The 22,037-nt window shown below is 66.5% G+C and carries 22 protein-coding genes and 2 tRNA genes; 14 read left to right on the forward strand and 10 right to left on the reverse strand.

Going from position 1 to position 22,037, the window contains the following annotated elements; genetic code table 11:
• Positions 1 to 21: 21 nt before the first annotated feature.
• The 4 genes from ACWETB_RS13580 (at position 22) to ACWETB_RS13595 (ending at position 3,590) form a co-directional block, all read left to right on the forward strand.
• Positions 22 to 1,485, forward strand: coding sequence for a DUF3533 domain-containing protein (locus ACWETB_RS13580; RefSeq protein WP_452211611.1), 1,464 nt, complete (start codon positions 22 to 24; stop codon positions 1,483 to 1,485).
• Between the two features lie 89 nt (positions 1,486 to 1,574).
• Complete coding sequence (gene recO / locus ACWETB_RS13585) at positions 1,575 to 2,366, forward strand: DNA repair protein RecO (protein WP_449743814.1); 792 nt, start codon at positions 1,575 to 1,577, stop codon at positions 2,364 to 2,366.
• The gene (locus ACWETB_RS13590; protein WP_452211613.1) at positions 2,347 to 3,165 is read left to right on the forward strand and encodes an isoprenyl transferase; all 819 of its coding nucleotides are present in this window, start codon (positions 2,347 to 2,349) and stop codon (positions 3,163 to 3,165) included. Before recO ends, ACWETB_RS13590 begins: the two co-directional genes overlap by 20 nt.
• Positions 3,162 to 3,590 carry a hypothetical protein gene (locus ACWETB_RS13595; RefSeq protein ID WP_449743812.1) on the forward strand — a complete coding sequence of 143 codons (429 nt, stop codon included), beginning with the start codon at positions 3,162 to 3,164 and terminating at the stop codon, positions 3,588 to 3,590. Before ACWETB_RS13590 ends, ACWETB_RS13595 begins: the two co-directional genes overlap by 4 nt.
• A gap of 37 nt (positions 3,591 to 3,627) precedes the next feature.
• Here ACWETB_RS13595 and ACWETB_RS13600 read toward each other — a convergent pair whose 3' ends face one another.
• The 4 genes from ACWETB_RS13600 to ACWETB_RS13615 all read right to left on the reverse strand — a co-directional run bounded on the left by ACWETB_RS13600 (position 3,628) and on the right by ACWETB_RS13615 (position 5,212).
• Positions 3,628 to 4,065, reverse strand: coding sequence for a Fur family transcriptional regulator (locus tag ACWETB_RS13600; protein WP_449743811.1), 438 nt, complete (start codon positions 4,063 to 4,065; stop codon positions 3,628 to 3,630).
• A complete protein-coding gene (locus ACWETB_RS13605; protein ID WP_452211616.1) occupies positions 4,062 to 4,427 on the reverse strand; it encodes an ArsR/SmtB family transcription factor in 366 nt (121 codons plus the stop codon). The genes ACWETB_RS13600 and ACWETB_RS13605 overlap by 4 nt, the downstream gene beginning before the upstream one ends.
• Before the next feature lie 42 nt (positions 4,428 to 4,469).
• Entirely contained in the window at positions 4,470 to 4,811 is a 342-nt protein-coding gene (locus tag ACWETB_RS13610) for a hypothetical protein (protein ID WP_449743809.1), read from the reverse strand.
• A 107-nt stretch (positions 4,812 to 4,918) separates the two neighbouring features.
• A complete protein-coding gene (locus ACWETB_RS13615; RefSeq protein ID WP_452211618.1) occupies positions 4,919 to 5,212 on the reverse strand; it encodes a hypothetical protein in 294 nt (97 codons plus the stop codon).
• An 11-nt stretch (positions 5,213 to 5,223) separates the two neighbouring features.
• Here ACWETB_RS13615 and ACWETB_RS13620 point away from each other — a divergent pair, with 11 nt between their 5' ends.
• The 3 genes from ACWETB_RS13620 (at position 5,224) to ACWETB_RS13630 (ending at position 8,540) form a co-directional block, all read left to right on the forward strand.
• A complete protein-coding gene (locus ACWETB_RS13620) occupies positions 5,224 to 6,624 on the forward strand; it encodes a glycine--tRNA ligase (RefSeq protein WP_449743807.1) in 1,401 nt (466 codons plus the stop codon).
• Positions 6,625 to 6,754: 130 nt separating this feature from the next.
• Positions 6,755 to 7,240: a cold-shock protein gene (locus ACWETB_RS13625; protein ID WP_449743806.1), complete on the forward strand. Its 486-nt coding sequence runs from the start codon at positions 6,755 to 6,757 to the stop codon at positions 7,238 to 7,240.
• Complete coding sequence (locus tag ACWETB_RS13630) at positions 7,233 to 8,540, forward strand: deoxyguanosinetriphosphate triphosphohydrolase (protein ID WP_449743805.1); 1,308 nt, start codon at positions 7,233 to 7,235, stop codon at positions 8,538 to 8,540. The genes ACWETB_RS13625 and ACWETB_RS13630 overlap by 8 nt, the downstream gene beginning before the upstream one ends.
• A gap of 24 nt (positions 8,541 to 8,564) precedes the next feature.
• Here ACWETB_RS13630 and ACWETB_RS13635 read toward each other — a convergent pair whose 3' ends face one another.
• Positions 8,565 to 10,796 carry a glycoside hydrolase family 3 C-terminal domain-containing protein gene (locus ACWETB_RS13635; RefSeq protein WP_452211621.1) on the reverse strand — a complete coding sequence of 744 codons (2,232 nt, stop codon included), beginning with the start codon at positions 10,794 to 10,796 and terminating at the stop codon, positions 8,565 to 8,567.
• A gap of 140 nt (positions 10,797 to 10,936) precedes the next feature.
• Between ACWETB_RS13635 and dnaG the strand changes: the two genes are divergently transcribed.
• Entirely contained in the window at positions 10,937 to 12,856 is a 1,920-nt protein-coding gene (gene dnaG / locus ACWETB_RS13640) for a DNA primase (protein ID WP_452211623.1), read from the forward strand.
• Between the two features lie 47 nt (positions 12,857 to 12,903).
• Here the strand turns inward: dnaG and ACWETB_RS13645 are convergent, their stop codons facing one another.
• The 4 genes from ACWETB_RS13645 to ACWETB_RS13660 form a co-directional block, all read right to left on the reverse strand.
• Complete coding sequence (locus ACWETB_RS13645; protein ID WP_449743802.1) at positions 12,904 to 13,068, reverse strand: hypothetical protein; 165 nt, start codon at positions 13,066 to 13,068, stop codon at positions 12,904 to 12,906.
• Positions 13,069 to 13,195: 127 nt separating this feature from the next.
• The gene (locus ACWETB_RS13650) at positions 13,196 to 13,777 is read right to left on the reverse strand and encodes a zeta toxin family protein (RefSeq protein WP_452211625.1); all 582 of its coding nucleotides are present in this window, start codon (positions 13,775 to 13,777) and stop codon (positions 13,196 to 13,198) included.
• Positions 13,774 to 14,154, reverse strand: a complete 381-nt coding sequence (locus tag ACWETB_RS13655) for a TA system antitoxin ParD family protein (protein WP_452211627.1) — start codon at positions 14,152 to 14,154, stop codon at positions 13,774 to 13,776. The genes ACWETB_RS13650 and ACWETB_RS13655 overlap by 4 nt, the downstream gene beginning before the upstream one ends.
• A gap of 512 nt (positions 14,155 to 14,666) precedes the next feature.
• Positions 14,667 to 14,743 (reverse strand) — tRNA-Ile (locus tag ACWETB_RS13660).
• A 174-nt stretch (positions 14,744 to 14,917) separates the two neighbouring features.
• On the opposite strand from ACWETB_RS13660, the gene ACWETB_RS13665 reads away from it, so the two are divergent.
• The 5 genes from ACWETB_RS13665 to ACWETB_RS13685 all read left to right on the forward strand — a co-directional run bounded on the left by ACWETB_RS13665 (position 14,918) and on the right by ACWETB_RS13685 (position 19,816).
• Complete coding sequence (locus ACWETB_RS13665; RefSeq protein ID WP_452211629.1) at positions 14,918 to 15,613, forward strand: GntR family transcriptional regulator; 696 nt, start codon at positions 14,918 to 14,920, stop codon at positions 15,611 to 15,613.
• A gap of 97 nt (positions 15,614 to 15,710) precedes the next feature.
• Positions 15,711 to 17,138 carry an allophanate hydrolase gene (locus ACWETB_RS13670; RefSeq protein WP_452211631.1) on the forward strand — a complete coding sequence of 476 codons (1,428 nt, stop codon included), beginning with the start codon at positions 15,711 to 15,713 and terminating at the stop codon, positions 17,136 to 17,138.
• A gap of 125 nt (positions 17,139 to 17,263) precedes the next feature.
• Positions 17,264 to 17,887, forward strand: coding sequence for a cysteine hydrolase family protein (locus ACWETB_RS13675; RefSeq protein WP_452211647.1), 624 nt, complete (start codon positions 17,264 to 17,266; stop codon positions 17,885 to 17,887).
• Positions 17,888 to 17,989: 102 nt separating this feature from the next.
• On the forward strand, positions 17,990 to 19,582 hold the full coding sequence (locus ACWETB_RS13680; protein ID WP_452211633.1) for a regulator: 1,593 nt from the start codon (positions 17,990 to 17,992) through the stop codon (positions 19,580 to 19,582).
• 161 nt (positions 19,583 to 19,743) lie between these two features.
• Positions 19,744 to 19,816, forward strand: a tRNA-Asn gene (locus ACWETB_RS13685).
• A 173-nt stretch (positions 19,817 to 19,989) separates the two neighbouring features.
• On the opposite strand, the gene ACWETB_RS13690 is transcribed toward ACWETB_RS13685, so the two are convergent.
• Complete coding sequence (locus ACWETB_RS13690) at positions 19,990 to 20,286, reverse strand: hypothetical protein (protein WP_452211635.1); 297 nt, start codon at positions 20,284 to 20,286, stop codon at positions 19,990 to 19,992.
• A gap of 795 nt (positions 20,287 to 21,081) precedes the next feature.
• On the opposite strand from ACWETB_RS13690, the gene ACWETB_RS13695 reads away from it, so the two are divergent.
• Positions 21,082 to 21,456: a hypothetical protein gene (locus ACWETB_RS13695; protein WP_348804205.1), complete on the forward strand. Its 375-nt coding sequence runs from the start codon at positions 21,082 to 21,084 to the stop codon at positions 21,454 to 21,456.
• Positions 21,457 to 22,037: the final 581 nt, after the last annotated feature.

The following is a 22,037-nucleotide window of genomic DNA, read 5'->3' on the forward strand; positions in this document are numbered from 1 at the left end:
ATTCTACAGGGAGGGCGGTCGATGGGCAGGCACGAATCAGTCGAGGCCGATGACACGGCGGACCTCGGTGAGCACGCCGGGGTCGAACGGGACGCGTCGGTGGCCACCACCATCGCCGAGGTACTGGGATCGCCGCGCTTCTGGCTCCTACCGCTCCTGCTGGTGGTGGTCATCATGTCGTTCATGGCGGCGCTGTACATGGGCGCCATCGCCGATCCCGAGAAGAACCTGCACGATTTCCCGATCGCGATGGTCGACGAGGACAGCGGCGGCACACTCGACAACGGTGACGGCACCTCCACGAAGGTCAACTACGGCGACCAGGTGGCCGACGGCATCGTGACCAGTGCCGCCGAGAGTGGGATCTCGGTCCATCGGACCGACCGCACCTCCGCGCTGAACGAGCTCAACAGCGGGCGGGTGTACGGCGTGGTCTTCATCGGGCCCAACTTCACCAACTCGACCATCGCGCTCGGCAAAGCCGCCGTGCTGCAGGCCCGGCCGGAACCGGTGGCCATCGACGTCTTCATCAACCGCGGCTCGGGCACCTTCGCCTCGGCGGTCACCACGACCTTCGCCGAGCGGGTGTCGACGGCGGTCAACGAGCAGATGGGCGGGCAACTCACCGACACCGTGCGGGAACAACTGGCCAAGGCCGACGTGGCCTTCTCCGGTGCGGCACAACTCGCCCTGTGGCAACCGGTCGAGGTGTCGATCATCGAACCGTCGCCGCTGCCGTCCGGGTCGGCCAACGGGTTGTCCGCGTTCTACTTCACCCTGTTGCTCGTCCTGGCCGGATTCACCGGAGCGATGATGGTGAGCATCGTCGTCGACGCCATCCTGGGCCAGACGCCCATCGAGTTCGGGCCGTTCTACCAACTGCGCGTACGGCTGGCGATCTCGCGGTGGGGCACACTGGCCGCCAAGTGGGTCATCATGGCGCTCATCGCGTTCGTGCAGTCGGCGCTGTTCGTCGGGGTGTGCACGCTCGTCGGCACATCGTTGCCCAATGCCTTCAGCCTGTGGGCGTTCTCGGTCCTGGCGATCTTCGCGGTGGGCGTGTCGGCGAGTGCGATGATGGCCGTGTTCGGCAATCCCGGCCTCATCCTCAACCTCATCTTCTTCGTCATCCTGGGGCTGCCCTCCTCGGGTGGCACGGTGCCGCTCGAGGCCAGTCCACGCGTGTTCACCTGGATCGCCTCGGTCGAACCGATGCACCTGATCTACCTCGGGGTACGCGCCATCCTCTATTTCGACGCCGACTGGTCGGCGGGGCTCGGCCGGTCGATCATCCAGATCTTCATCGGACTGGCGATCGGTGCGCTGCTGGGCTGGGCCGGCACCCGGTTGTACGACCGGAAGGGCTGGCACCGCTATCCGGGCGGGATGACCCTGCCGACGCGGCTCGCCGCACAATTGGACAAGACCGGTACACCGACCGTCACCTCACCCGCGCCGTATCACTCGCCGGTCGAACGGACCTGAGGCGGAACCTGGGCGGGTCGTCTTCGGGTATGCCGACTTCGGGTGTGTCACCGTGGGTGCCTGTCGTCGGTCGGTGACAGAATGTCGCGGTGAGGTTCTACCGGGATGAGGGTGTGGTGCTCCGCCAGCACAAGCTGGGCGAGGCCGACCGCATCATCACCCTGCTCACCGCCGAACACGGTCTGGTGCGGGCAGTGGCCAAGGGCGTGCGGCGGACCCGGTCGAAGTTCGGCGCCAGGCTGGAGCCGTTCGCCCACGTCGACGTCCACCTCTACCCGGGTCGCAACCTGGACGTCATCACCCAGGTGCACAGTCTGCACGCCTTCACCGACGCGATCGTCGCCGACTACGGCCGCTACACCACCGCCTGCGCGGTGCTCGAGACCGCCGAACGGCTGGCCGGCGAGGAACGCGCACCCGCCCCCCAACTGCAGCGCCTGACCGTCGGCGCGTTGGAGGCATTGGCCGACGACCGACGTCCCGGGCAACTCATTCTCGATGCCTTCCTGTTGCGGGCCATGCACTGCGCCGGGTGGATGCCGGCGTTGGAGGTGTGCGCGCGATGCGCCCAGCCTGGCCCGCATCGTGCCTTCCACGTCGCCGCCGGCGGCGCGGTGTGCCTGCACTGCCGCCCGCCCGGCGCCGCCACCCCGTCGCCGGGGGTGCTCGATCTGATGGATTCCTTGTTCCGTGGGCAGTGGGAACACACCGTCGAGACCAGTGATTCGTTGCGGCGACAGGCCAGTGGCCTCACCGCCGCCCATCTGCAGTGGCATCTGGAACGTCAGCTGCGCACCCTGCCGCTCATCGAACGCACCGCTCCCCATAGGCTGGTGGAATCGGGTGTGAGAGGAGTCGACGATGGCGCTGCGGCCGGGTAGCTCCGCCAAACGGCAGACCGCCGAGGCGCGGACACAGGTACGACCACCGGACCCGCATCCCAGCGGAGCCACTCCACCGGCGATCCCGGCCGAATTCGTCCCCAATCATGTCGCCCTGGTGATGGACGGCAACGGTCGCTGGGCCACCGATCGCGGGCTGCCACGCACCGAGGGACACAAACGCGGTGAGGCCGTGCTGATGGACTCGGTGTGCGGGTGCATCGAGATCGGCGTGAAATGGCTGTCGGCATATGCCTTTTCCACCGAGAACTGGTCGCGCAGCCCCGACGAGGTCCGCTTCCTGATGGGATTCAACCGTGATGTGATCCGCCGTCGCCGCGACGAGATGAACGAGATGGGCGTTCGGGTGCGGTGGGCCGGACGCCGACCCCGCCTGTGGCGCAGCGTCATCAAAGAACTCGAGGTGGCCGAGGAACTCACCAAGGACAACGACGTGATGACCCTGACCATGTGCGTCAATTACGGTGGTCGTGCCGAAATCGCGGACGCCGCAAAGGAAATCGCTCGTCGTGCGGCGGCAGGCGAGATCGATCCGGAACGCATCACCGAGCAGTCGTTCGCGCGCTATCTCGACGAGCCGCACATGCCCGACGTCGATCTCTTCTTGCGTCCCTCCGGGGAGCGGCGCATCTCCAATTTTCTGCTCTGGCAATCGGCCTATGCCGAGATGGTGTACCAGGAGAAGCTGTTTCCCGATTTCGACCGGCGTGATCTGTGGGATGCCTGCCTCGAATACGCTTCGCGTGATCGCCGTTTCGGCGGAGTGAAACCCCGGTGAGCCACGACGATTCGACGTCGGCGGGCGCCGCCGGTGGCACCTCGATCGGGCGTATCTCCGCCCTGCTGGCCGAGGTGGGTGACGTCGCCGAGGTGGACGCGGACTCGGTGGTGGTGCAGGTGGGGCTGACGCGTGCCTCGATCCGGGTGGTCGAACTCGGTGAGCATCTCGAGGTCCTCAGCGTCACCCAGCTCGTCGCGGTGAATCTCCCGAACACCTCGGATCTCCGCGATGACGTCGAAAATCACGACGCCACACTGAGTTTCGGGAGCCTACGCCGTTCGGATCCCACCGGCGTGACCACCGATGTGCTGCTGTACTACACCTTCCCGATCGGCGGGATCTCCGACGTCGCGCTGCTCACCGTGCTGCATGTGGTGCTGGTGACCGGTGCCGACATCGCCGGGGCGCTCGTCGGTACGTGACTCGGTGCGCGGCACCGGCCTGTTCTGGCAGGCGCGTCTATTCCTGGGCCGCCAAGGCGTGACACCGCTCGCACACGCCGAAGACCTCCACGGTGTGGTGGATGTCGGTGAATCCGTGTTTCTTGGCGATGGCGGCGGCCCACCGCTCGACGGTATCGGCCTGCAGTTCCACGGTGGTCCCGCATTCGCGGCACACCAGGTGATGGTGGTGTCCATTGGAGCAGTGTCGATAGCGGGTCTCGCCGGAGCCGTCCCACAGTGAATCGATCTGGCCGGCCTGCGAGAGTGCCTGCAGATTGCGATAGACGGTCGTGAGGCCGATGGACTCGCCACGCGCCTTGAGCTTTTCGTGGAGTTCTTGCGCGGATTGGAAGTCGTCGCTGGCCGCCAGCGCGTCGGCGATCGCGGCGCGCTGCCGGGTGGATCGCACGCCGGTGACCGGGCGTGACGGCGCCGTGGAACTGTCGGCGCTCATGAGGCGGCCTCGACATCGGGATCGGCAGACGCCACGTGTGTCTCCGTCGCATGGACCAGGGCGTCGGTGACGATGTGGGCGAGGTGGTCGTCGAGGAGTTCGTACATGATCTCCCGACCGTTGCGGTGCCCGCGGACCACCCCGGCATCCTTGAGGACGCGGAGGTGCTGGCTCACCAGTGGCTGGCTCAATTGCAGGCTGCCGACAAGCTCGTGAACACACTTGCTGCCTTGTTGCAGCGACAGCACGATGGCGATGCGGGTGGGGGAGGCCAGGGCGCGAAGGAGTTCGCTGGCGGCCTCGCGGGCCGCGGTGTCCTGGCGATCCGCCGCGGAATCGCATGACCGGGGAATGTGCTCCATGCAGTCCATGCTAAAGGAAGTCGTTGTCGTTTGGCGTGAGGGTCATGTGAATGATCCCGGGCGTCGGCGAGGTGGGGACACCCGTGACTTCTTCGGAGCCTTCTCACTCCGCGCCAGGATCATCGTGCCGATGTCGAGCAAGGTCCCGTCGGTCAGGTCGGCCGACAGGACGGCGTCGAGGAGCACCGGCCGCGCGTTGGCGTGAACCAGCGGAATCAGCTGGGACACCAGGGACTCGTGCCCCGGTGACGTCGTAGCCCCGAAACGGCAGCCGCGGAGCACGAAGGCCAAGGGCTTCTGTGAGGTCGCCGACTCCGTCCCGGACAGGGCGTTCAGCGCTGCGGTGATCACCTCGTCGCGATCGAGACGACCGTCGGCGACCAAGGTGGCGATGGCGTCGCCGAGCCGTTCACCGGACTACTCATGTGTCCACCGGCAGTTGCGGACTGCGTCGTCGACGGACTCGGACAGGCCGATCGCCAACCCCATCCCTATCGCCTGTGAACGGCCAAGCGTGCGGTCTTGCGTCCGACCGCGCGATACCAGCGTCGCGCGTCGATCGTGGTGGTGTCGTCGAGGGTGTGCAGCCAGCCCAGCACGGTGTCGGTGTCGCCGCCCCGCACCGCCTCGAGGACCTCGGGATAGGCCTGCCCCGCCGGTGTCCGCCCCATGCCGAGGTGGTAACCGGACGACGATTCTGCCGCCGCAACCCCGGCGGCTACCCTGTAAGGGTTGCCGATCGCCGGTGGGTACCCGCCGACGAACCCGGCCGTGACCTGTCCCAACGTCACCTGGAGTGCGATTCATCGTGGCCGCCGCCCCGTCCAAAGTCGAAGCCGTCGTCAACCTCGCCAAGCGGCGCGGTCTGGTCTACCCCAGTGGTGAGATCTACGGCGGAACCCGGTCGGCGTGGGATTACGGTCCGCTCGGTGTGGAGCTCAAGGAGAACATCAAGCGGCAGTGGTGGCGCACCATGGTCACCTCCCGCGAGGATGTCGTCGGCTTGGACTCGTCGGTGATCCTGCCCCGTCAGGTGTGGGAGGCCTCCGGACACGTCGAAGTGTTCACCGACCCGCTGGTGGAATCGCTCTACACCCACAAGCGCTACCGCGCCGATCACCTGCTCGAGGCGTACGAGATCAAGCACGGTCACCCGCCGGAGAACGGTCTCGCCGACATCAATGACCCGGATACCGGGCAGCCCGGCAAGTGGACCGAACCCAAGGCGTTCTCCGGACTGATGAAGACCTTCCTCGGTCCGGTCGACGACGAAGAGGGCCTGCACTACCTGCGTCCGGAGACCGCGCAGGGCATCTTCGTGAACTTCAAGAACGTGATGACCACCGCGCGTAAGAAGCCGCCGTTCGGTATCGCCCAGATCGGCAAGAGCTTCCGCAACGAGATCACCCCGGGCAACTTCATCTTCCGCACCCGCGAGTTCGAACAGATGGAGATGGAGTTCTTCGTCAAGCCCGGCGAGGACGAGCAGTGGCATCAGTACTGGATTGATCAGCGGTTCAACTGGTACGTCGGTCTCGGTATCGATCCGGAGAACCTGCGACTCTACGAGCACGCCCAGGAGAAGCTGTCGCACTACTCCAAGCGCACCGTCGACGTGGAGTACAAGTTCGGGTTCTCCGGCAACCCGTGGGGTGAACTCGAAGGCGTGGCCAACCGCACCGACTTCGACCTGTCGACTCACTCGAAGGCCTCCGGCGAGGACCTGTCCTTCTTCGACCAGGCCACCGGTGAGCGCTACACCCCGTACGTCATCGAACCCGCCGCCGGCCTGACGCGCTCGGTGATGGCCTTCCTGTGCGACGCGCTGACCGAGGAGGAGGTGCCGAATGCCAAGGGCGGCACCGACACCCGCACCGTGCTGCGCCTGGACCGGCGACTCGCGCCGGTCAAGGTGGCGGTGCTGCCGCTCTCACGCAACGAGAGACTCTCGCCCAAGGCCAAGGACCTCGCCGCCGAACTCCGCAAGAACTGGAACGTGGAGTTCGACGACGCGCAGGGCATCGGCAAGCGGTATCGCCGTCAGGACGAGATCGGTACACCGTTCTGCGTGACCGTCGACTTCGACACCCTCGACGACCATGCCGTCACCGTTCGCGAACGCGACACCATGAGCCAGGAACGCGTCGGCATCGATCGCGTGGCGGAGTACCTCGGCGGCAAGCTGCTCGGCGCCTGACCGGGGCCCGGACCGGGCATGGATTTCCCGACTGGGCCTGACCTGCGGCTGTCTGTCACAATTGGAGTCCATACCGCCGCACGGGCAAGGGGTCCGTGGTGCGCGGAGTGAGAGAGTGAGTGGGAGAGTCGTGGCAGTCAGTGGCAAGGTCGTTCATTACGACGCGAATCGGGGATTCGGATTCCTGGCACCGGAATCCGGTGGGGCCGATGTGTTCTTGCACATCAACGACATCGACATCGACGAGAACGAGTTGAAGCCGGGCGCCAAGGTGTCCTTCGACGTGGAGGAGACCGACCGCGGCGCGAAGGCGATCAACGTCGCCGTCACCGAGGCCGCACCGGCCGACGACGCGCCCGCCGGTGCGCGCCCGCATCGTCGCGACGACCACCACGGTGGACGTTCGCACAATGATCGCCATGGCGGTGACCGGCAGGGCAACGAACGTCCGCGTCGTCCTCGCGCCGGTAGCGGCTCCCTCGATGCGGCGGCATTCACCGAGGAGCTCACCGAACTGCTGCTCGACTCCGCCGACGACCTGACCGCAGCGCAGATCGTCGCCATCCGTCGTCGCATCACCGATTTCGCCGTCGGCCGGGGCTGGGTGCTTGACTAGTACCCCCATCGCGGGGCGGTCCGGCATACCGCCCACCGCGTTCTACGGCGATGAGGCCACCGAACGGATGGTGCCCGAGGGTGCCAAGGTGGCGAGTCTTCCGGGAACGCGGACCGATCACCGCAGTGAGTACGCGCGCGACCGTGCGCGCGTACTGCATTCGGCTGCGCTTCGTCGGCTCGCCGACAAGACGCAGGTGGTCGGGCCGCGTGAGGGTGATACGCCGCGAACCCGGCTGACACACTCGCTGGAGGTCGGCCAGATCGGCCGCGGCGTGGGTATCGGGTTGGGATGTGAACCCGATCTGGTCGAGCTCGCCGGGCTGGCCCACGACATCGGGCACCCGCCGTACGGTCACAACGGCGAACGTGCGCTCAACGACTTCGCCTCCGACATCGGCGGATTCGAGGGCAACGCGCAGAATCTGCGCATCCTGACCCGGCTCGAACCGAAGCTCCTCGACGATCAGGGTCGTAGCGCCGGACTGAACCTGACCCGCGCATCGCTCGACGCGACGCTGAAGTATCCGTGGACGCGGCGGCCACCGAAGGTGAAGTTCGGTGCCTACGCCGACGACGCCGCCGCGCTGGACTGGATTCGACGTGGCGCGCCAGGGGACCGCAAATGCATCGAGGCGCAGGTGATGGACTGGGCCGACGACGTCGCCTACTCCGTGCACGACCTCGAGGACGGTGTGATCGCCAACCGCATCGATTTGCGGACCCTGGCCGACCCGGATGATCAGCGCACCCTCGCCGAGATCGGTGTGAAGGAGTTTCCCGAACTCGAACCCGAGCCGTTGATCGATGCGGCCCAACGCCTTTCCCGGATGGATATCGTGGCGGCGGTGGGCGTGTTCGACGGTAGCCTGGATGCCTCGGTGAAACTCAAGCGTCTCACCAGTGAGCTCATCGGACGATTCGCCTCGGCCGCGATCACCGGGACCCGTGAGGTGGTCGGTGATCGGTCGATCTCCCGGTACGACGCGGACCTGCAGGTACCCCCGTTGATTGCGGCAGAGGTCGCGATCTTGAAAACCCTTGCGCTGCGCTTCATCTTCTCCAACGCGCGGCACAAGGCGCATCAGGCGCGGCAACGGGAGCGCATTCACCGGGTGGGGGAGTGGCTGACCGCCGCAGCCCCCGGGGGCCTCGACCCGGTCTTTGTGCCGAGTTGGGAGCAGGCCGCCGACGACGTGGCCCGCAAGCGGGTCATCGTCGATCAGATTGCGTCGATGACCGAGGGCCGTCTGGAACGGATGGACAAGCAGAACTCCGGGGCGCAAGCGCACCTCGGGTAGTCGCCGGGCGGGTCGGTACGCCGCTCAGTGAGCCGCGTTGGCCCGATCGAGGATGTCGCGCAACACCTCTGGTGGCAGCAGGCCGCCCGAGAAGTCGACGATGCGACCCACCGGCACCGATCCCATGATCGTCACCAGATCCATGCCCTCACCGGAATCGGCGCCGTCGAACATGGCGCCGACGATCGGTGCCATGCCCTCGGCGGCCACCGGGTCGGCGAGGACCTCGGCCACGCTGGATTCCATGGTCAGTGGGATGCGGGGTTGATCGCCGACGATGTCCACCGTGGCGGTCACCCGGATGTCGCGGCTCGACGCTCCCACCGAAATGGTGTGGGGTGCGGATTCCACCACGAATCGGTGGGCGCGAATATCCCAGTACGCCAGCTCATCCGGCTCCACGGTGATGGTCACGTCGCCGCTCTGGCCGGGGTCGAGGACGATGTCGGCGAATCCCCGCAGCTCTCGGATCGGTCGGCTCACCGCCGATCCGGGCACACCGACGTAGAGCTGCACGACCTCGCGGCCGCGCCTCGGACCGGTGTTGGTTACGGTCACGGTGGCCTCGATCGTCGCCTCCGCGTCGACCGACACGCGCAGGTCGGCGTAGTCAAAACTGGTGTAGGTCAACCCGTGTCCGAAGGGAAAGGCGACGTCCAGGTCGCGGGCGTCGTACCAGCGGTATCCGATGAACAGTCCTTCGCCGTAGTGGACGTGCCCGGATTCGCCGGGGAAGTTCAGGAAGTCGGCGGTGTCCTCGATCCGCATCGGAATGGTTTCGGCGAGTCGCCCCGAGGGATTCACCTCGCCGAACACAACGTCGGCGATCGCGGAACCGGCCGCCTGGCCGAGCAGTGCACCGTCGAGAATGGCCGGTGCCTCCAGCGGGGACACCGCCAGCACACCACCGTGGGCGAGCACGATCACCGTGCGCGGATTGGCGGCCGTCACCGCGGCGGCGAGGGCGATCTGATCGGTGGGCAGGTCGATGTCGGTGCGGTCGAAACCTTCCGACTCCTGACGGTCGGCCAGGCCGAGGAACAGCAGCACCGTGTCGACCGACCGCGCCAGTGTCACCGCCTCCTCGGCGAGACCGGAATCGTCGGTGTCGTCGAGTCGGTAGCCCGCGGCGAATGGCACGTCCCCGTCGGCGCGGTGACCGACCTCGTCGAGCGGCACATCGACGCGGGTGGCGTTGACATGCGACGAGCCGCCACCCTGATACCGGGGCTGCGCCGCCAGGGCGCCGATGACGCCGATGCGTTCGGAGGTCGACAGCGGCAGCAGCGCATCGTCGTTGCGCAGCAACACGATCGACGCGGCGGCGGCCTCCCGGGCGAGAGCATGATGGGCATCGAGGTCGACGGGGTCGGTCGGGGCATCGGTGGCTGTCGACTCGGTGGCCCGGCCGACCAACGCGACCACGCGACGCGCGGCGGCTCGCAGCGCGCCGGCGTCCAGGGTGCCCTCGGCGACGGCTGCGGCGACCCGCTCGTCGGAGCGTGGCCCGGGGAAGGGCATGGTCAGATCGAGGCCGGCGGCGATCGAACGCACACGCTCGGCCACCGCACCCCAGTCGCTGACCACCACTCCGTCGAAACCCCAACTCTCACGCAGGATCTCGGTCAGCAGTTCACGGTTGTGGGCGGCGTGCACGCCGTTGATGCGGTTGTAGGAACACATCACCGTCCACGGTTGCTCGTCGATGACGATCTGGCGAAACGCCCGCAGATACAGTTCGTGCAGGGACCGTTCGTCGACGTCGGCGCTGATCCGCATCCGATCGGTTTCCTGATTGTTGACCGCGAAGTGCTTCAGCGATGCCCCGATCCCGCGACTCTGCAGCCCGTGCACCCAGGAACCGCCGAGCGCGGCGGTCAGGTGGGGATCCTCGGAGTAGTACTCGAAGTTGCGTCCACCGCGCGGTGAGCGTTTCAGATTTACGCCGGGTCCGAGCACGATACTGACGCCCTGCGCGCGGGCCTCGTCGGCGATGGCAGCACCGACCCGCCGCGCCAGCGTCCGATCCCACGACTGCGCCAACCCGGCCGCGGGCGGGAAACACGTCGCCGGTTCGCTGCCAGAGATCCCGAGGTTGTCGGTGGCCCCGGACTGACGACGCAGACCGTGCGGGCCGTCGGTCATCAGGATCGACGGCAACGACCCCTCGGGCTTGGTCGTCCAGAAGTCGTGTCCGCTGGTCAGGCGGGCCTGCGCGTCGACGGGCAGGTCATCGGTCGGTGACAGCGATGTCATGGTGCTCCTTGTCGATCGGCGACCAGGATGGTCGGTCGCTCCGCATCCGACGGTAGCGGCGATCCCGGGTCGCCCCGTCCCATTCGGCCGCAGTGCACACCGTGCCGACGCCCGCGACGGCGGTCACTACACTGGTCAAAGTGGCAGGCCGAATCCCCGATCGCGACATCACGGCAGTCCGTGAGCAGACCCGCATCGAGGACGTCATCGGCGAGTACGTGGCGTTGCGGCAGGCCGGTCCGGATCGGCTCAAGGGACTGTGTCCCTTCCACGACGAGAAGACCCCGTCGTTTCATGTCCGCCCGCATCATGGGCACTTTCACTGCTTCGGGTGCGGTGAGGGTGGCGACGTCTACAGCTTCCTGCAGAAGCAGGAGCACATCGGCTTCGTCGAGGCCGTCGAGCAACTTGCCGACCGGCTCGGATACCAGATCCACTATGAGGGCGGCGGCACCAGCGTCCAACGTGATCGGGGGACGCGGGCCCGGCTGGCCGCGGCCAATGCCGCGGCGCATGCGTTCTACGTCGAACAGCTGAAGTCACCCGAGGCGCAGACGGCCCGTGACTACCTGACCGACCGCAATTTCGATGCGGCCGCGGCGGCCCAGTTCGGATGTGGCTACGCCCCCGGCGGGTGGGACACGATGACCAAGCACCTGCTGTCGCAGGGATTCGAGTTCTCCGAGCTCGAGGCGGCCGGGTTGTCGAAGCAGGGGCGTAAGGGGCCGATCGATCGATTCCATCGACGCCTGCTGTGGCCCATCCGCAACCTCGGCGGCGACATCATCGGATTCGGGGCTCGCAAACTCTTCGACGACGACAACCTCGGCAAGTACATGAACACGCCGGAAACCATGCTGTACAAGAAGTCTCAGGTGCTCTTCGGCCTGGACCTGGCGAAGAAGAACATCGCCAAGGGGCATCAGGTGGTGATCGTCGAGGGCTACACCGACGTCATGGCGATGCATCTGTCCGGTGTCACCACCGCGGTGGCGTCCTGCGGGACAGCCTTCGGTGAGGACCACCTTGCATTGGTGCGGCGGCTGATGATGGACGACACGTACTTCCGCGGCGAGGTCATCTACACCTTCGACGGCGACGACGCCGGAAAGGCGGCCGCGCTCAAGGCCTTCGAGGGTGAACAGTCGATCGCCGGACAGACCTTCGTGGCCATCGCGCCCGACGGGATGGACCCGTGCGAACTGCGCCAGGGGCGCGGTGACGCCGCCGTCCGCGACCTCATCGCCCGCCGGGTACCGATGTTCGAGTTCGCGATCAAGACGTTGATCGCGGCCTATGATCTCGACACCGCCGAAGGCCGGGTGCACGCACTCCGTGAGGCGGTGCCCGTCGTCGCACGCATCAAAGACGTTGCGCTGCGCGACGAATACGCCCGGCAGCTGGCCGGCTGGGTGGGCTGGGAAGAGGTACCGCAGGTGCTCGCACGGGTTCGTGAAGAGGGGGCCCGGCATGCCCGCGCCAGCGGACGGACGCCGCCCACGGGCATCCGGACGAATCGTCGTGAGCGACCCGAGGCCGCCAAGGCGCCCGAACCGGGCAAGCCCCGCGCCGACGACCCGCGACTGTGGCCGGAGCGCGAGGCGCTCAAGGCGGCGTTGCAGTATCCGGCGATCGCCGGCACCGTGTTCGACTCACTGCCCGGCGAATGCTTCACCGACCCCGCGTACGCGCGTATGCGTCAGGTGATGGCCGATCTCGGCGGCACGTCGTCGGGGATGGGTGGCGCCCAATGGGTGGACGCGGTCAATCACGAGGTCGATGATCCGGTGCTCTGGCCGTTGGTCACCGAACTCGCGGTCGAGCCGATGCCGGTGGTGGAGGAGAACATTCCGCGCTACATCAACAGCGTGCTGGCCCGGCTGCAGGAAGTGTGGGTCGGCGCGCAGATCGCCGACATCAAGTCGCGGCTACGTCGCATGTCGCCCAGCGAGGATCCCGACGCCTATAACGCGGTCTTCGGGGATCTCGTGGCCCTCGAGGCCTACCGCCGCAGTCTGTTGGAGCAGGCCGTCGACCCGGGTGCCGCCGACGCCGGCTGACCTCGAGATCATGGGGGCTCGCCGTGGACGCGGCGTCACGGAACCCTTCAGGCGGCGTCGTCGAGACGACTACCCGGGCGTAGTTCCGGCGGATACAAGGGCCGGTGCGGGTCGTCGGCGTTGTAGGTGCATCCGCCGGCGTAGGTGTGGATGATGCCGCAGCGGTCGGGTATCGGCGCGGGCCGTCCCCAGATGTGATCGATACTCCGCATGAGTGTCCTCGCCCCCTGATCGCCTGTCGGCGCTGCTCCTTCTCGATTGCCAGAAAGTATGGGGCGTGACCTGTCCGGATGGGCAGTGAGCGCAGCGTTTCACTCGTCGTGACCGGTGTGGGGTATATCACTCGGTAGATGACGGGGCTGGTAGGAGAGCATGTGGCGTCCACTCGGGCCAGTCCTGCGCGCCCACCGGGGTGCCGTCGACGAAGTGCGCCACGATGCGAGGTCGCGACATGCTGTTGTCGTAGACGGTGACCTGGTCGGCGCGGCGCACGGCCTCGGCCGCCAGCGGCCAGACACGGGCGTAGCGAGCGCGGATCTTGTCCTCGGGGACGGTATGGCCGCCGCTGGTCACGCGCAGTCGAACGCGGTGGACGGCGAGTTCCTCGGGAACCATGACTACGTGCAGCATCACGCGGAACCCGTGCTCGTGGGCGGCGTCGATGACGTCGAGTTTCGACGGGTGGGAGAAGACGGTCTCGGCGATGAACGATTTGTGCAGCCCGATGAGCGTCGTGCGGGTGCGGGCGGCGATCTTTGCCGCCTCGTAGGAGTGTTCGGCGGGTGCGGTGGGCCAGCGCAGGCGTGCGATCTCGTCGGCATTGACGAACGGCGTGTGCAGCAGCGGCATCAGGTGTTGTTGCGCCAGAGTCGATTTGCCCGCGCCGTTGCACCCGATGACCAGATCGAGGCGAGGGCTCACTCCAGGATGACCGTCGACCCGTCCGGCCGGTACTCGACCATCCGGCCGAGCTCATCGAGTGCCACCGACGAAAATCCCTGAGCGGCACGATCGGTCACCACGTCGGTGCGGGCGAGTCGTTCTTCGAGATGCGCGTCGATCTCGGCGTCGAAGACGACCGACTCCTCCGGGGTGAGTTCGCCGATCGGGAGGGTGCCGGCCAATGCGGCCTCGACTCGTCGTCGCGCGGAACTGGTGCGCAGCGACACTCCACGGCCGACGCGGGCCCAGTGCTCGAGTTGCTGACGCGCCGAGCGGTGTTCGCGGGCTCCCTCGGTGCCGGCCTCCTCGACCAGGGCGGCCGAGAAACGGGTGACCTTGTCTGCCGTATCGGCCATCGCGGACTCCCACTGTCGGTGTTGCATTCTGCTACATGCGCCACTGTAGCAGAATGCAACGGGGGAGCGGCGGTGAGAATTGCGACGGCTGCGCGGTCGGCGACTACACGAGCCCGCGCCCCGATGACCTCATCGGGCGCGGGCTCGTTGTGTCGGCGTCAGTCTTTGTTGCCCGGGATTCCGATTGCGAACCCGATCCCGATGATCACACACGACACGAGGGCCACTGCCGGCATCACCCACATTGCGTTCATGGCGGCGACGCTACGCCCGGGCACGCAGCGCCGGGAGCGCTTTCGGCGAGGTCGGGACCTCCGATGGCGGATTGGGGTCTTTGGTCTCGCCGGTGACGGCGATCGTCCACATCCGGGTGGTGGAGGGCCGAACCGTGAATGTGCCTGGGCCGGACGATGTCCCGGCCCATTCCCATGGTGTTCGACGTCGTCGCGTGCCTGCAACGGCTGGATTGCCGACGGGACGACGGCGCGCTTGGAAGCCGGTTGCGGCCTCGATGGTGGGGCGGGCGGGGCTCGAACCCGCGACCTACGGATTATGAGTCCGCGGCTCTAACCGACTGAGCTACCGCCCCGTGGGGCGTGAAACATGCCCGGGCAGCGAGATTACCGCACCGCGCATACCGCTCGGCGGATGCCTGCGGCGTCGTGGTCGCTGGGCGCGATCGCCCATGACTAGACTCGACGGGAGTTTGCACGAGAGCGCCGACGAATCCGACGGGCGCCGACACCAGGGAGCGGTTTCGACGATGGCGGGGCACGACGGGGCAGAGAGGGCGCGCGGGCTTCCGGAGAGCCTCGTCGACGTCGCCGCCCGCCGTATCCGCGACGCGATCCTGTCCGGCGAACTCCAACCCGGTGAGAAGGTCGTCGAGGAGAACCTGTGCGCCGATCTCGGGTTCAGCCGTGCCCCGGTCCGTGAGGCGCTTCGTCTCCTCGCGCAGCAGGGACTGGTCGAACACCTACCGCGGCGGGGTGTGCGGGTGGCGGAATGGTCGCCGCGTGACATCCTGCAACTGTTCGAGCTCCGGGCGCTGCTCGAGCGGTTCGCGATCGAGTCGGCGTTGCCGTTGCGCGACCCCGACACCCAGCTCGCCGCCGTCCGAGAGGCCTACGAACAGTTGCGGCGGGCGTCGGACGACCTGGAACGCGACGATGCGCACCGCCGGTTCCACGCGGCGGTGGTGGCGCTGGCCGACAATCGGCAACTCGACATCGCCCTGGCGCCGATCCTGCTGAAACTGCAACTGCCGATGGCGGTCAACCTTCGGTCCGAGGCCGACGACCACGGGTCCGACGACGGACTGCGCAGGCATCGGACCATTCTCGAGGCGTTGGAATCCAATGATCCCGACGCTGTGGTCGCGGCGATGCATGATCACGGGCACCTCCGATATCTGGATCTCGTTGCGGCGACCGGCGACGACGCCGATGTGTCCGCCTGAGAGCCACCTGATCGGTGCGTGACGCGGCGGACAGTCGCTAACACAAACGACACATAACCGTTCCCCAGGCGCCATGATTCTGTCGACAATCGACGTTATGAGATTTTCAACGACGGGCCAGGGTCCCCAATCGGGACCATCCGTGGCCGAGATCATCGACAGTCACATCAGTGGAAGTGGGTCGCCGACACGAACGGCCGGTCGGGTGGCCGACGCCATCGAGGCGCGCGGCGACGACGGGGTCTGGCTCTCCACCGTTCCGCGCGATCAATTGCTCTCGGCGGCAGCAGAATTGGAGTCGCGTCCGGGGGCTCGTGGGCTACCGCTGTACGGCGTGCCGTTCGGGGTCAAGGACAGCATCGACGTGGCGGGGGTGCCGACCACGTTGTCGTGCCCGGACTTCGCCTATGTCGCCGAGAAGACCGCGCCCGCGGTGCAGCGCCTCCTCGACGCCGGAGCGCTGTATGTCGGCAAGACCAACCTCGATCAGTTCGCGACCGGCCTCAACGGAACCCGCACCCCGTACACCATTCCCCGCAGTGTGTACGGGAACGAAATGATCTCCGGCGGTTCGAGTTCCGGATCAGCGCTGGCGGTGGCGCTGGGGCAGGTGCCGTTCGCTGTGGCCACCGACACCGCCGGATCGGGCCGGGTGCCCGCCGCCCTCAACGGCGTCGTCGGGTACAAACCGTCGCGCGGTCTCATCAGTGCGGTCGGACTAGTGCCGGCGTGTAAGTCGTTGGACTGCATCACCCTGATGGCCGGGTGCGTGGACGATGTCGATCGTGTGATGGCGGTGCTGGCCGCCGTCGACGACGCCGATCCCTGGTCGCGGCCGGCCGGTCCGGCCTGGGGCGGGGATCGGCTACGGGTCGGATTGCCCCCGGTCGACGAACTGGAGTTCTTCGGCGACGAGCAGATGTGCGAGGCGCACCTGACGTTCCGGAACAGGTTGTCGCACATGGAGATGCCGACCCCCATCGACGTCGTCGACGTCTCCTTGGAGCCGTTTCTCGCGGCGGGGGAGTTACTCTACGCCGGACCGTGGGTGGCCGAACGGCTGGTGGTGTTCGGGGAGTTCCTGGCCGAACATCCCGACTCCATCCATCCGGTCGTCCGCGACATCCTGCGCAGCGGACTCGACTACAGCGCCGTCGACGCCTTCGCCGCGATGCAACGGCTGCAAGACCTCAAAGGTGTTGCCGCGCAGGTATGGCGGGGGATCGACGTGCTCGTGGTCCCGACCATCGGCCGCACCTTCACCGTCGAGGAAGTGCTCGCCGAGCCGATCGCAGCGAATACCGCACTCGGCCATTACACCCATTTCGGCAACCTCCTGGATCTGATGGGAGTGGCGGTGCCACAAGGTCATACCGCCGACGGCCGGCCGCACAGCGCGATGCTCCTCGGCAACGCGCTCACCGACGATGCCGCCCTGGGTCTGGCGGCGGCGCTACTCGACGAGCCCCGGCCGCACGCGGCCGCCGGCGCCGACACCGCGGCCGCTGCGCCCATCCCGTCCTGACCGTCGACCCGCCGCCAACTCCCGATCGTCGTACCCACCCCCGAGAGGATTCTCATGGTGTCCATCACCGCACAACCCGCCCCATCGATCTCGATCTCGACCACACCGCGCTGGTGATCATCGACATGCAACGAGACTTCCTGTTGCCCGGGGGATTTGGCGAAACCCTGGGTAACGACGTCGGTCAACTGCAGAAGGTGGTGCCGCCACTGATGGAGTTGCTGGCGGCCGCCCGGGCGGCCGGCATGGTCATCGTCCACACCCGGGAGGGCCACCTACCCGATCTGTCGGATTGTCCACCGGCCAAACTCCACCGCGGTGCGCCGAGCAAACGCATCGGTGATCCCGGCGCGTTCGGACGCATCCTCATTCGCGGGGAGTACGGCCACGACATCATCGACGAACTCGCCCCGATGGAGGGGGAGTACGTCGTCGACAAACCCGGTAAAGGCGCGTTCTATGCCACCGATTTCGGAAAGATCTTGTCCGACAACGGGATCACGCAACTACTGGTGACCGGGGTGACCACCGAGGTGTGCGTACACACCACCACCCGCGAGGCCAACGACCGCGGATACGAGTGCGTCGTGGTCGCCGATTGCGTCGGTTCGTACTTCCCCGAGTTCCAGCGCGTCGGCCTGGACATGATCGCCGCACAGGGCGGCATCTTCGGCTGGACCGCCGCGAGCGCCGACATCATCGCCGCCCTCACCGGCAGCGAGCGCCCCGGCATCGTCGCCGCCTCCTGACCCGACAACCCTCTTCACCATCCCCGACACCCTCCGACGATCCGTACCCAACCCTCGCCACACCTGTCTCGCCACATCTGTTCTGCCGAAAGGATTTCCGTCATGAGTGCCACCGCCGAAACCGCGCCGCCAGCACCGCAGACGCCCGCGCCCACCACCGTTCCGTGGTGGACCCGGGGCGACACCAACGCCTTCTTCGGGCTCGGATTCAACATCCTCGTCAACGTCCTCACGCTGACCGGGTTGATGATCGCCGTCGTCAAGATCCCCGCCGCCGACGTCCTGGGGACGGTCCTGCCGGCTCTCGGTGTGGCGCTGGTGCTGGGCAACGTGTATTACACGTTCCTGGCGCGGCGACTGGCACAACGCGAGGGGCGTACCGATGTGACGGCGCTGCCGTACGGGCCGAGCGTCCCGCACATGTTCATCGTCGTCTTCGTGGTGATGTTGCCGGTCTATCTGAAGACCGATGACGCGATGCAGGCGTGGCAGGCCGGTGTGGCGTGGGCGTTCATGATCGGTGTCATCGTGATGATCGGCGCCTTCATCGGGCCCTACGTCCGCAAGCTCACACCGCGTGCGGCGATGCTGGGCACCCTGGCCGGTATCTCCATCACGTTCATCGCCATGCGGCCGGCCGGGCAGATGTGGGATGCGGCATGGATCGGCCTGCCGGTGCTGGCGATCATCCTCATCGGCTTCTTCACCGACGTGAAGCTGCCGGGCAACATCCCCGTAGGCCTGGCCGCCCTGCTGGTGGGTACCGCGATCGGCTGGATCGGTGGGTTCATGTCGGTGCCCGATCTGTCGCAGGCGGTGTCCGACATCGCGGTCGGTATCCCGGATCAGCGCTTCGACATGCTCTTCTCCGGTCTCGGCGATCTCGCGCCGCTGCTCGGTACCGCGATCCCGCTGGGCGTCTACAACTTCACCGAGGCGATGAGCAACGTCGAGAGCGCCGCGGCGGCCGGTGACAACTACAACCTCCGCAGCGTCCTGCTCGCCGACGGTGCCGGTGCCTGCATCGGTGCGGCCTTCGGGTCGCCGTTCCCGCCCGCGGTGTACATCGGCCACCCCGGATGGAAGGACGCCGGCGGACGATCGAGCTATTCGCTGGCCAGTGGCGTCGCGGTCGGCGTGCTGTGTTTCGCCGGGCTGTTCGGTGTCCTCGAGGCGCTACTGCCGGTGCCCGCGATCGTGCCGATCCTGCTCTACATCGGTCTGCTGATCGGTGCGCAGGCCTTCCAGGCGGTGCCGCGCCTGCATGCGGTGGCCGTCGTCGCCGCGATCCTGCCCAACCTCGCTCAGTGGGGGTCGGGTCTGATCGACAATGCGCTGGCGGCGGCCAACACCACCGCCGCTGACGTCGGTGGTGACGCCCTGACCAACGCCGGACTTGTCTACAGCGGCCTGACGACACTGGGTCAGGGAGCCGTGCTGGTCGGACTGGTGCTCGGCGCCATCGTCACGTTCATCCTGGACAAGAAGTTCCACTTCGCGGCGATCGCGTGCGCCGTCGGAGCGGTGCTGTCGTTCATCGGATTGATCCACGCGCCGGAGGTGACGTGGGCGGCGAACCCGGAAGTCGCTCTGGGCTACCTGTTCTTCGGCATCGTCTGCTTCGCGTACTGGTTCCTGCCCAACGCGCGGACACCGGTCACCGTCGACGAGGCCGACGTGGTGGCAGGTCACTGACCGACGCGGGGAACGGTTTCGGCGGCGCCGGCACTCATGGGGGGTGCCGACGCCGTCGAGGTCGTGAGCAGGCGTTTTGTCGTTTGCTCGCCCGATACGCTAGAGTCAGCGTTCGGTTCTGAAGGACTCCGCGAGGGGCCCGGACGGACCGAAACGAGCAATCCCCCATAGCTCAATTGGCAGAGCATTCGACTGTTAATCGAACGGTTACTGGTTCGAGTCCAGTTGGGGGAGCAAGTAAACCGCCTGGTCCCGGGCGGTTTTTTGCTTTCACGGGCCGGCTCCGTGCAACTAGCGTGCCAGATGCACGCCGAACTCCCACCTGCACGCAATGCATTCCGCGCAGATGGGAGTTCAGCCTGCGGGGTTCACCGACGGCGTGTCGGATGGTTCACCGGGACGGGTCATCAGAGGGCCACCGGCTCTGTGCACGAGCGGTGCTGCTGCTCGTAGGCGATTCGGCCATGCCTAGCGAACTCGACGCCGTTGTCGTCCTTCTCGAGTCCCAGTGCAGGTGAGTATGGCTCGGGAGTCTTCCCGAGGCAGAAGACCACATCCTCGGGGCGCGAGGGGAGGGTGGGGTAGCCGCGGAAGCCGCCACCGAACGGGTGGTAGGCCGCCAAGGAACGCGACACCCGGATGGTTCGCGTGTCGGAGGCACCGGGGCCGACCCGCAGTACACCCACGCTCGGCGGTGTCGCCATCTCCTCGACCTCGTCGGGCCAGTCGAAGAACCGTGTGCGATTTCGACGTTGCGGCCGGCCGCGACAACATAAGCCTCACCCTCCGGACTTACACCCTTGTGCGACACCAGCGTTGGGATCAGCAGTTCCAGGCTGCTGCCATTGACCACTCGCCAGGTGATGGCGATGTCCGCATCGGTGATTGCCACGTCGGCATCAAAGGCCACCCCGGCCGGGAGCGTGGCGCCACCGCCCAGAGGGCCGGAGGTTGGTTGTCCGAGAACAGCACTGGCGACGACCAGGAGCGTGCAGAGGACACCCGCCGTGCACACACGCACGCGTAGGCGCACGCGACCGCCCAACCCGAATCCGGCCGAACGTGACGTGATACGGCTCACGACATGGTGCCCCTTCCCCCGCACCGCGACCCGGTGTCGGTCACTTCGATCTGGCGGTCGACGTCGCTGTGCTCTGGCGTGTTCGGATTGCGATCTCGTCGACGACAATGCCCGTCGTCTGTTCGTGGACGTGGCCATCCCCTGCAGGTGGTAGCCAACCTCGCTGGACGGTCGTCATCAACAGAAATCATTCGGGGCGAGTACGGGATGTGGTCAGGACGAGAATGGGTACTCGTGCGGGTCGGATTGGGAGCAGGTGCGCCGCCCGGACGCTCGGTGATTTCGGATGGCATCCGAAGGAATGACGGCGATGACGCGTCTGCCCGGCCACCACGGCACGCGTTGATAGCGTTCTCGGACATGCAGCTGACTCCCTCGATTGCCGCTGCGCTCGATCCCACGAGGAAGGGAAGCTCGAGTGGCTGACACCGAACGCCCCGCAGACGGTCTCGATCTCATCGGGCGATTCTGCGCCTATCTCTACGATTCGGCCGTGCTGCCGGTGGTGAACAGCGCACGGTTTCGGCAGATGACGGCCGAGCACCGGGCGATCGTGCTGGACGCCACGATGCAGACGGCGATCAGCGTGGTGCATGACATGGTGGCGAAATTTCAGGAGAACGAGATCCGCGAACTGCCGGTCCGGATGGTCCTCGACCGCGGCGACGGCACGATGTGGACTCGGATCGACGAACTCTCCGACGACGATCTGAAAGGTGAGTTGTTCACCGGCGCAGGCTGGCTCGCGAGATTCGCGCAGGCCCCACTCCCGGACGGATATCGAGATGACTGAGGTAGGTCCGATCACGGTGCGCAGACCCGGTTCACCATCGGCCGGAACAATGGGTGTTGTCTGAGCTCGGGAGTGTGATGAAATGGCGCCCCGCGTTTCGTGCCGTAGGCAATGGACTAACGGGAAGTCGTGGTTGCTGGTATTCACATTCTAGAATACAGCCCAGTTTGGCGCCGTGGCGTCGATCCAGATCTCGATATTCTCTGAATGTCAGTCTGCAACAAGGCTTTGACGAGAACCGTCACGCCGTCAATGCACTAGTGTTGGGGACCAGGTGATGATCTCGTCGTTGCAGGGTCGAGAACCATGGGCAATCCGCTTTCCGACCCCACGGATCGCATGTAATGAAATTTGTCTACCATTTGTCGACGCATCAGTATCTGAGCATGTCGGATCTGCCCTATGATGCAGTGACCATTTCCGCTCGCAGCCCAGACACGGTGAGGGCCGAGGTGGCGACATGGCAACTGGCACCGGGAGCGCTTCCTGATCCGTCCCGGTGTTTCCGGAGGGTTCGTCTCAAGGGAGAATGAAACCTATGGCAGCGGCAGGATCGAAGCGGTACTCGGCTGAGCTGAAGC

The sequence above is a fragment of the Gordonia sp. NPDC003950 genome, from assembly GCF_053605205.1.

What these genes read in the sequence shown, in the direction of transcription:
- ACWETB_RS13675 (WP_452211647.1), top strand. Translation starts at nt 17,264, where the DNA reads ATGCAACGAGACTTCCTGTTGCCCGGGGGATTTGGCGAAACCCTGGGT.
- ACWETB_RS13600 (WP_449743811.1), bottom strand. Translation starts at nt 4,065, where the DNA reads ATGAGCGCCGACAGTTCCACGGCGCCGTCACGCCCGGTCACCGGCGTG.
- ACWETB_RS13670 (WP_452211631.1), top strand. Translation starts at nt 15,711, where the DNA reads ATGAGATTTTCAACGACGGGCCAGGGTCCCCAATCGGGACCATCCGTG.
- ACWETB_RS13665 (WP_452211629.1), top strand. Translation starts at nt 14,918, where the DNA reads ATGGCGGGGCACGACGGGGCAGAGAGGGCGCGCGGGCTTCCGGAGAGC.
- ACWETB_RS13680 (WP_452211633.1), top strand. Translation starts at nt 17,990, where the DNA reads ATGAGTGCCACCGCCGAAACCGCGCCGCCAGCACCGCAGACGCCCGCG.
- ACWETB_RS13605 (WP_452211616.1), bottom strand. Translation starts at nt 4,427, where the DNA reads ATGGAGCACATTCCCCGGTCATGCGATTCCGCGGCGGATCGCCAGGAC.
- ACWETB_RS13655 (WP_452211627.1), bottom strand. Translation starts at nt 14,154, where the DNA reads ATGGCCGATACGGCAGACAAGGTCACCCGTTTCTCGGCCGCCCTGGTC.
- ACWETB_RS13645 (WP_449743802.1), bottom strand. Translation starts at nt 13,068, where the DNA reads ATGCGGAGTATCGATCACATCTGGGGACGGCCCGCGCCGATACCCGAC.
- ACWETB_RS13590 (WP_452211613.1), top strand. Translation starts at nt 2,347, where the DNA reads ATGGCGCTGCGGCCGGGTAGCTCCGCCAAACGGCAGACCGCCGAGGCG.
- ACWETB_RS13635 (WP_452211621.1), bottom strand. Translation starts at nt 10,796, where the DNA reads ATGACATCGCTGTCACCGACCGATGACCTGCCCGTCGACGCGCAGGCC.
- ACWETB_RS13580 (WP_452211611.1), top strand. Translation starts at nt 22, where the DNA reads ATGGGCAGGCACGAATCAGTCGAGGCCGATGACACGGCGGACCTCGGT.
- ACWETB_RS13690 (WP_452211635.1), bottom strand. Translation starts at nt 20,286, where the DNA reads ATGGCGACACCGCCGAGCGTGGGTGTACTGCGGGTCGGCCCCGGTGCC.